This window comes from Syntrophomonas sp., from assembly GCF_028707975.1.
Taxonomy (GTDB): domain Bacteria; phylum Bacillota; class Syntrophomonadia; order Syntrophomonadales; family Syntrophomonadaceae; genus Syntrophomonas.
On sequence record NZ_JAQVZX010000075.1, the window covers coordinates 1 to 9,181 of the forward strand.

General features: G+C 44.6%; 8 protein-coding genes, 1 pseudogene and 1 riboswitch. All 9 genes and pseudogenes read left to right on the forward strand.

The genetic code is table 11. The features are described from left to right. Nucleotides 1-393: pseudogene (locus PHP87_RS09125) on the forward strand (ABC transporter); the annotation flags it as partial. Between the two features lie 147 nt (nucleotides 394-540). Then, on the forward strand, nucleotides 541-1,317 hold the full coding sequence (locus PHP87_RS09130; RefSeq protein ID WP_061214580.1) for an ATP-binding cassette domain-containing protein: 777 nt from the start codon (nucleotides 541-543) through the stop codon (nucleotides 1,315-1,317). A gap of 190 nt (nucleotides 1,318-1,507) precedes the next feature. Further along, nucleotides 1,508-2,047, forward strand: coding sequence for a hypothetical protein (locus PHP87_RS09135; protein ID WP_061214579.1), 540 nt, complete (start codon nucleotides 1,508-1,510; stop codon nucleotides 2,045-2,047). 270 nt (nucleotides 2,048-2,317) lie between these two features. Beyond that, nucleotides 2,318-3,001: a response regulator transcription factor gene (locus PHP87_RS09140; RefSeq protein ID WP_299920547.1), complete on the forward strand. Its 684-nt coding sequence runs from the start codon at nucleotides 2,318-2,320 to the stop codon at nucleotides 2,999-3,001. Between the two features lie 66 nt (nucleotides 3,002-3,067). Beyond that, a complete protein-coding gene (locus PHP87_RS09145; RefSeq protein ID WP_299920549.1) occupies nucleotides 3,068-4,465 on the forward strand; it encodes an ATP-binding protein in 1,398 nt (465 codons plus the stop codon). Between the two features lie 640 nt (nucleotides 4,466-5,105). Beyond that, nucleotides 5,106-5,246, forward strand: a riboswitch (molybdenum cofactor riboswitch). A gap of 241 nt (nucleotides 5,247-5,487) precedes the next feature. Next, a complete protein-coding gene (locus PHP87_RS09150; RefSeq protein ID WP_299920550.1) occupies nucleotides 5,488-6,579 on the forward strand; it encodes an ABC transporter substrate-binding protein in 1,092 nt (363 codons plus the stop codon). A gap of 203 nt (nucleotides 6,580-6,782) precedes the next feature. After that, nucleotides 6,783-7,199 carry a hypothetical protein gene (locus PHP87_RS09155; protein WP_299920551.1) on the forward strand — a complete coding sequence of 139 codons (417 nt, stop codon included), beginning with the start codon at nucleotides 6,783-6,785 and terminating at the stop codon, nucleotides 7,197-7,199. A gap of 2 nt (nucleotides 7,200-7,201) precedes the next feature. After that, nucleotides 7,202-8,251, forward strand: a complete 1,050-nt coding sequence (locus PHP87_RS09160) for a radical SAM protein (RefSeq protein WP_061214574.1) — start codon at nucleotides 7,202-7,204, stop codon at nucleotides 8,249-8,251. Between the two features lie 343 nt (nucleotides 8,252-8,594). After that, a partial coding sequence (locus PHP87_RS09165) for an iron chelate uptake ABC transporter family permease subunit (protein ID WP_299920552.1) occupies nucleotides 8,595-9,181 on the forward strand: 587 nt, incomplete at its 3' end.

Sequence of the window (9,181 nt, forward strand, 5' to 3'; positions counted from 1 at the left end):
CTGAGTGGAATTGACACCCCGCAAAAGGTAGGACCGATGTTAAGTACGGCTGACGTTGTGCTTATAAGTAAAGGGGATGTTGTATCCCAGGCTGAACGAGAGGTATTCCGGCAGCGAGTGGAAATGGCAAACCCGGATGCTGCGGTGCTGTCAGTCAACGGGCTTAACGGGCAGGGCAGCCTGAAATTAAAGAAAATCATAATGGAAAGCGCCTCCGTAAATCGGATTGAAGGCCAGGAATTGCGTTGTTCCATGCCTGCGGCCATTTGCTCCTACTGTACGGGAGAAACCATGATTGGCAGCAGCTATCAGATGGGGAATGTGAAGAAGGTTGATTTTGGAAAGTTTGAAAAAATGAGGAGCAAGGAACCCCTTCCCTCTTCTGACGTCTGACGACCGATGACCGATGACCGATAACTGATATATGCCAGGTGCATCTTAACGTTAAAGAACATTTGAATTCACTTTTCATCGGTGGTTGTGCCCGGTACTTAGCACAACAACAATGATGGAAAATAGACTTGAGGAATGTTTTAAAAAATGATTGATTCTATTAGCGTAATAGGAGGAAAAGATAAAGACGGCGCAGCAGAGGCCATCCCGCTCCTTGATATAAGGGCGGGGGAGATTCTCGCGGTGGTGGGAACAACCGGTTCGGGCAAGAGCATGCTCATTGCTGATATTGAACAATGGGCTGATGGTGAGACTCCGTCACAGCGCCGTATCCTCATTAACCAGATGCCGGCCGGCGAGTTTGCGGATGATAGGGTGCTGCGGGGAATGGCGGCAGAAGTCTCCCAGAACATGAATTTTGTTATGGATATGAGTGTCAAGGATTTTCTCAATTTACATGCCTGCAGCCGTCATCTGGAACAAGCAGAGATGCTGGCGGAACAAGTATTAAACTACGCCAACCGGCTGAGCGGAGAACCTATCGGCAGCCAGGACAAGCTTACCGTATTAAGCGGCGGTCAATCCCGCGCTTTGATGGTAGCTGATGTAGCGCTAATCAGTGATGCGCCGGTGGTTTTGCTAGATGAGCTGGAAAATGCCGGCATTGATCGTTTGGCGGCCCTGAAAGGGTTGGCCTTGCAGAATAAAATAGTGGTACTGGTTACCCATGATCCGATGTTAGCCTTACTGGCTGATAGACGGGTAGTTATGAAAAACGGGGGTATGTTTAAACTTCATAGCACTACCCCCGAGGAAAAGCTCCTTTTAAAAAAACTGGAACAAAGCAACCGGCAGATTTCCTTCTGGCGAGAGCAGCTTCGCCTGGGGTTTACCGTAAATGAGGAAGCCCTTAAACAATATTAGAGCAATGAAATCGCTTCAACTTCTCTTCCGTCTCCATTTTCATTTCTCCAACAGGTTTTTGTTTTACAAGTGAGATTTTATCCAGGCTTAATCTTAACAATTTCTCCATACTTTATTGAAATTTTCACAATAATTGCCCGCTATTATATAGCCAGAGTTCAAAATAATCTATTTGATTGGAGGAAGGATTATGAAAAAGAGGTCGTCTAAAGTTGCAATTTTAGCTTTATCCCTGCTGTTGTTGGTGGGGATGGTTGCCAGTGCAATGGCAGCCAATGGTACTAATGGGCAGGCAGGTTTGCGTCAGGGAAATGCGGCGGGTCAGCAAAAGGCCCAGACAACTCTCCAGGCGGTTTCTGACTTAACCGGGTTGAGTATTGCCGATATCCGCAGTCAACGGGCAGAAGGAAAGTCTTTAGCGGCTATTGCTGAATCCAAGGGAGTAAGTGAACAAGCAGTAATCGATAAAGTTATCGCTGAGCGCACAGCAATCCTGGATGAATTGAAAGCTGATAAGAAGATTAGTGGAGAACAATATCAAGCTTGTTTGAATAACATGGCTGAAAGGATTAAAGCAAATGTGGAAAGAACGGTGCTTGGCCCAAAGAATGGCAATCAGCGGGGCCAGGGCAGGGGACATATGCAGGGATTTGGCCAGGGACAAGGCCGGGGAGCAGGTTGCGGACAAAATCAGGCCAACTGTCCCTATGCTGCACCCGCTAATCAATAAGCAATAACAGATACTGCCTATAAGGGTACCCTGGATAGGGTACCCTTACTTACTAATCTTGACTCCACTGCAAAAATCCCTTTTTCTTGTATAAGGGTTGCATAAATATACAAAGCGAGCGTTGGCGAAGCCTGATTCGGAACGACACGGGGGGGCGTTCCCTACACACCCCCCTCAACCCTCACCCCTCACTTTTCTTATTAATCAATCTTAAACTCAAGATGTTATACTAGCAGTAGATAGCAAGCTGGTTAAAGGGGAATAGATCATATGGATTCACTTATTCTGCTGGTAGAGGACGAAAAAAAGATTCGCGATATGCTGTCACAAAATCTTCGTCAGGAGGGTTTTGGGGTAGCCCTGGCGGCTGACGGTCTTGAAGCTCTGCGGGTTTGGCAGGATATAAAACCGGATTTAATTGTCCTGGATCTTATGCTGCCCGGCTTATCGGGCTGGGAAGTATTGAAAAGGATTAGGCAGAAGGATAATACCCCGATCATAGTTTTGACTGCTCGGGCGGATGAAGTTGACAAATTATTGGGCCTGGAGCTGGGGGCCGATGATTATATTACCAAACCATTCTCACCCCGGGAACTGGCTCTTCGGATTAAAGCTGTACTGCGGCGCAGTCGTCCCCATGAGCAGGTTACTAATATTAGCTTTCCCAATCTTTCTATTAATCCGGAGAGGTTGGAGGCATTAATAGGAGATACTCCTTTAGCATTAACCCCAACTGAATTTAAAATCCTTTTGCTGTTGGCGGAGAATCCAGGGCAGGTTTTTTCCCGCCTGCATATTTTGGACCGTGTATTTGGCGATATCTACGAGGGTTATGAAAGAACTATCGATACTCATATCAGTAATTTGCGCCATAAAATCGAAGCGACCGGGAAAAGCAAAGTTAGCATAAAAACAGTTTATGGCATTGGCTATAAGTTAGTTGCAGAGGAATAATAAAGCGAGAAATATTTTTTCAGTACTGTTTGTATCACCAGCGATAGCGGTGAGATGGAGTTTGCAATGGCAAAATCGGGTTTGGCCAATAAAATTACAACCAGCTTTATCATCGTTTCCGTACTGGCGGTTATAGCTACCAGCCTGATTATGCTGCTTATGACCAGGCAGCAGTTTTCCACATATATTGATAACTATAACCAGGTCATGCTCGATCAATGGGCTCCAATCATAAGCGATTACTATTCACAGTATGGCAGTGACGGCTTACAGGAGTATCTGCAAGCTAATACCATAGGGAATGGTAAAGCTATGGGGCAACGCCGCCACCACGGGTCAATGCCTATGGGAATGGGAATAAGGCAGGGACAACGGCTAATAGTTACCGATGCCAATAATATGGTGGTAGCAGATACCCAGGGTTTACTCATCGGACAGCCGGCCAAACTGGATTCACTTCATAGTTCAAGGGAACTCCGGGTTGATAATCAACCCCGGGCCACTTTATATATAATCAGCCCACTGGGTTCGGGCTTGTCTTCACTGGAGAATCAATTTGTCGCCAGACTCACCATAAATACAGCCATACTGGCAATTGTTATAGGTATTATTGCCCTGATATTGGGTTTAGCGCTGGGGAAGCGTATTAGCTCCCCTCTAGCCGCTTTATCATCTGCTATTCACCAGCTGGCCAATGGAAAGCTGGATGAAAGGCTAAGTTTGCAGGGTGATCGTGAATTTATGGAACTGGGGCGGGATTTCAATCTAATGGCGCAAAAGTTGGATGATGTCGAAAAGAACCGGAGCAGATTAACTGCCGATATATCGCATGAATTACGAACCCCCTTGACATTTCTGCGAGGACAACTGGAAGGAATGCAGACGGGTTCCATTCCGCTGGATATTGAAAGCATTGCTCTACTGCAGGATGAAGTTATACGGCTTTCGCACCTGGTAAAAGAACTGGACAATCTGTCCCTGGTGGAAAACCGGGCCGTATCCTTGAATTTTAGCCGCTTTCCGCTAAGCGAACTTTTGGAACATTTGATACCGGTTAATCTTGCCATGCAGGATAAGGGTATTTCCTATAGTATAGATCTTGACAGCACTATTAAGGAAATCTATGCTGACCATGACCGGCTCTTGCAGATACTCTTGAACTTATTGTCCAATGCCATGCAGCATGTAGAGCAGGGAGGCCAGGTTACCCTGTCTATTCAGCGGTATAGAAATCACCTGCAATTCGCGGTGGCTGACAATGGACCGGGTATTCCCCCCGAAAACCTGCCCCATGTATTTGAACGTTTTTATCGAATCGATGACAGCCGAAATCGCCGTGAAGGTGGAATGGGACTGGGCCTGGCCATAGCCAGGGGCTATGTTGAAGCCCAGCACGGCAAAATTTGGGTGGAAAGCAGTCCGGGTTGCGGGACTGTTTTTTACTTTACCCTGCCCCAGGAGTAATCCTGACGATTCATTTCTAAACCATCCCTGGATAATTACTTGAAAAATACAAATTGAAGAATGCCTCTACTGCGGGGGCCTGTTTTCCCCTGGCCTGCAACAGAATTCCCCTTAGCGGAATCCCGAATCCATAAACGCCTTATCGTAATTGATTCTACTGCAAAAAGTTATTAATATTCATTGGCTTGTATAAATATACCGCTCGCAGTCTTCGCATGGGCAACACCTGCGGCTTGTCTCGCGGCTCAAGGGGTACACGCTAACCTCCCATCCATGGTCGTATAGCGCTCTCGCGACGTCCTGTCGCTCGCCCCCTTTCGCCTGCTCGCCTTCGCCGGGCGTTGCAACCATGCTTCGCCAACGCTCGCTTTGTATATTTATGCAACCCTTATGCAACAAAAGGGGTTTTCGCAGTGGAGTCGTAATTACATAGTTTTAATTAAAAAGTTATTCGCTCAGCAGGAATAGCTTTATTTTTATAGAATTAAACAAATATCAACATCAACCAACAAAAACAGACAGAAATAAAGCATAGGTATAATAAAAATAAATAAAAACTAACAACAATTAATTAAATGATTTGAATACTAAAACCTTAGCGTTTAGTGAACCTTAAATTTTCATATTTTTCGGACAATTTAACAGTTAATGTCTTCGAGCCTTTTATCCTATAGCTTCAAGCCATGGATAATTGGACGAAAGGAGCGTCAATAGCTCCCCGGGGTATAGCTGTAAACGGCTGTGCCTCCCGTATTTGGAAAGAAGATATGGAACATCCTTTTTGAGGGTTAGCCGTGTTTGCTAACAAACTCAGGAGATTAACATAAGCAGGAAGGGCTGTTTCCTGCCTGAAGATGAGGATAAAGCCAGTATCAACTTTTCGATGCTGGTTTTTTATTTCCCCGTTGTTCATAGAATCACCCTCATAAAAGCGAGACGAGGTCTGTTATAGAATTTATGGAAAGGAGGTGCTGATGAAAGACCTCGCTAAAATAAAATAATATGGAATAGGAGGAAAATATATGAAAAAGAGAGGGCTTGTAATTCTGGCGATGCTTGCCCTGCTGATCATCAGTGGCATGCTTATCGCAGGCTGCGGTAAGGAAAAGGCGGCTGATACAACTGCTACTCCCCGGACAATTGTCGACATGGCAGGCCGGGAGGTAACCCTCCCGGCAGAGATTCACAGTTTAGCTACGATAGGACCTGGACCGGTACTGAATAGTCTTATTTTTGCAGTGGGCGAGGGAGGTAAGATCGTCAATGGTCTCCCCGATTTTGCCCGTTCAGAACGTTGGAAGTACCAGCATAAATTTGCTCCTAACATAAGCGAACAGCCGATGGTTCAAACCAGCGATTTTCAGCCTAATGTCGAAGAAATGCTGAAACTGAAGCCGGATGTGGTTTTTACTATGGAAGCCCGCGGTAGTTGCGAACAGATAGCTGAAGTATTGACTAACGCCGGGCTACCTACGGTTTGCCTGGTATGGACCGAGCCTGACGAGGTAAAGCAGGCTATAAATATGATCGGAGAGGTATTACATCAGGAGACCCGGGCCCAGGAGTACAGTAAATATTTTGACGATACTATTGCCCGCGTGAGCAAGGTCGTTGATAGCATTCCCGAGGATAAACGACCCCGGGTGTTGCATTGCAACATTCAGAGTATGACAGCACCCCACGCCATTACTGAATGGTGGGTGAGTCAAGCAGGGGGAAAGAGTGTTACCAAGGAAGTTCGCGTAGCGGAAAATATAGAGTTCTCAGTGGAGCAATTGCTTAAGTGGGATCCTCAGGTAATTATAGTTAGTTCTCCCGACCAGGTGAATTTACTCTGTAATGATAGTCGCTTTAAAGAAGTAAGTGCCGTTAAAAATAAGCAAGTTTTTCCCACACCTGTAGGCGCCCATATCTGGGGTAACCGCACTTCCGAGCAACCGCTTATGCTCCTATGGGCTGCCAAAACCTTTCACCCGGAGGCCTTTAAAAACCTGAATCTGGAAGAAGAATTAATTCAATTTTACAAACACTTTTTCAACTATTCTATGAACGTAGAAGAGGCTCAAGAAATCCTGGGTGGCGGACCCAAGGTTGACCCGGGAAAGAAAAAGTAAAAGGAAATCCACCGCCTCGTTGCAGCGGTGTGTTGAAACTGCTCCGCAGTTTCTTCCGATTATTATAAGAATTCTAAGAATACGCCTTGAGTGATGAGGAATACGAGTCGTTTTTTAGTTACGGCAATGTATCGGGTGGGTGGTGCCTGAATTACTGCTGAAATGAATTGAAATGGAGTAATAAAACATGAGGAGGTATTATTGTGAAGATCAGATGCGATTTTGTGACCAACAGTAGTTCAGCAAGTTTCGTGTTAACTGTAAAGGAAGAGATAATTGATGCCAAAATAAAACGTTTTACAGAAATCGGAAAAACAGGGTGGGTACAATTATTGAATTTTTTAAAGAAAAAGATGGGCGAAGAAGGATATAAAACCATAATTGGGAGCCAGGAATATTCCTTCACAATCAAGGAATTCCCCCTTGGAAAATCTCAGTTTTTGGCGGATGATAGTGATCCGGAGGAAATATCAAAGTCAGATTTTAGTGAATTATCAGATGATGAAATGTGGGCTGTAATAAACTGGGTGGTGGTTAAGGGAGAAAGCAATGATATTTTGGGAGTTGGAGCAACCCAGACAACTAAACCGCAATGTGAACGCGGAGGATGTAAGGTATAAAAATGATAAGAAAACACTTTAAAGGATACAACTTCGTTTGCATTCCAGAGACAGGTGTAACATTTCGCTGGGGAGACAGTATCGCAGAAGATCCCTATATGGCTCCATGGCCAGAACTTGCAGATATATCCATATCCAACTACTGTACCAATGGATGTGAATACTGCTATCGTGCCAGTAATGAGGAAGGGATATTCATGACAGTAGCAGATTACAAATTCATCCTTGGTCAACTAACAAGCAAAGAATATGGAAGCATATTTCAAGTAGCACTTGGAGGGGGTGAACCTCTCCTCCACCCTGATTTTAATGAAATACTACATGTTACAAGAGAAGAATACGGCATAATACCTAATTACACAACCTGTGGCAAGTATTTCAACCAGAAAAACATGGAAGCAAGCAAGAAGTACTGTGGGGCAGTTGCTGTCTCGTGGGATCCCTATAGGGATAACCTGTCCCTTGAAGAACTTCGCGAGCTGGGGGTACAGCTTAAAGAAGAAAAAATTCGAACCAATATCCACTATGTTATTTCAGAGAGAACCCTCATAGAGGCAATTAAACTCTTGAAAGGAAAATACGACGAATACCTGAAGGACTTTAATTCTGTGATATTTTTGACTTACAAAGCTGCTGGAAGAGCGGACAAAAGTGATGTGATTAAATCGCAGAAGAATTTAAGGGAATTTTTGGACATGGTTGACGCCCCCTTAACTAAACTAAAGCTTGGTTTTGATGCTTGCTTTGTTCCTGTTTTGATGAAGGCAACCGGTGTTGATACGGATCTTGTAGACAGCTGCGAATGCGGCTTCTTCTCGGTTTATGTGAGCGAATCCATGGAGGTTATGCCCTGTTCATTTTGTAACAACAGTAATTTTACGTACAACTTAAAAGATCTTTGTTTCAAGGATATCTGGCAGAAACATTTCTCAGCTTACAGAAGTTATGTTAATGATAACTGTAAAACAGGATGTGCAGAATGTGATGAAAGGTCAGGTTGTAGGGGAAAATGCCCATTCTACAATGATATATATCTATGCAATTTAGTTTAATTTGGAAATATCTGACCTGCTAATTTACTTTGCATTTGGGGGTAATGGTATCCAACAGGAAAGTGGAAAGCAAAACCAATCCCGAAGATGAGCTATCATCAACGAGAGGTGTTCTGTTTATAATCGAATGCCTCTGATGCAGCGCTACCTGCAGGAAATGGGGGCTAGTGCGATAAGTAAAGAGAAAAAACAGTAACCGATATTGCAGTAAATAAAGTCACTGATGAATCATTTTTCTCGTAACCATATAAATTTGTATTCCTTTGTCAAAGCAGAACAGCATTCCGGGGAATCTCTAATATTATCCCCATACCAGGCTATAAACTATGAAGGGGGACTACAAGTGGAGGCAGTTACTAAACATAAAATTGTAGAGATGGAAACGAAAAGAGGTTCTGGCTGGAAGATTACTATCTTATTAATTACGCTAGCACTTATTTTCATACTTTCCTTCGCTCTAGGACGATACCCGGTACCTCCAGGACAGTTACTGGAGGTGTTAGCCGCCCGCGTATTGCCCCTGGAGCCAACTTGGAATGCTACCGTTGAAACTGTAATATTTCAAGTACGCTTACCTCGTATTTGGGCCGCTATATTAGTGGGAGCGGCTCTATCTACTGCTGGAGCAGCCTACCAGGGAATGTTTAAAAACCCCCTGGTTTCACCGGATATACTGGGAGCTTCAGCCGGTGCCGGTTTTGGGGCTGCTCTGGCCATATATTTCTCATTTAGTATGATGGGAATTCAAATGATGGCATTTGTGGGCGGCTTACTGGCAGTTGGTTTAACCTATGGGATAAGCTTGCGGATTCGCCATGATCCTATGCTGGCTCTGGTTCTTTCCGGTGTTATGATTGGGTCGCTGTTTACGGCTGCCATCTCCTGTATCAAATATATTGCGGACCCCTACGATAAGCTGCCAGCTATAAC

Coding starts and splice junctions, on each gene's coding strand:
- PHP87_RS09130 (WP_061214580.1), top strand. CDS start 541: ATGATTGATTCTATTAGCGTAATAGGAGGAAAAGATAAAGACGGCGCA.
- PHP87_RS09160 (WP_061214574.1), top strand. CDS start 7,202: ATGATAAGAAAACACTTTAAAGGATACAACTTCGTTTGCATTCCAGAG.
- PHP87_RS09140 (WP_299920547.1), top strand. CDS start 2,318: ATGGATTCACTTATTCTGCTGGTAGAGGACGAAAAAAAGATTCGCGAT.
- PHP87_RS09135 (WP_061214579.1), top strand. CDS start 1,508: ATGAAAAAGAGGTCGTCTAAAGTTGCAATTTTAGCTTTATCCCTGCTG.
- PHP87_RS09145 (WP_299920549.1), top strand. CDS start 3,068: ATGGCAAAATCGGGTTTGGCCAATAAAATTACAACCAGCTTTATCATC.
- PHP87_RS09150 (WP_299920550.1), top strand. CDS start 5,488: ATGAAAAAGAGAGGGCTTGTAATTCTGGCGATGCTTGCCCTGCTGATC.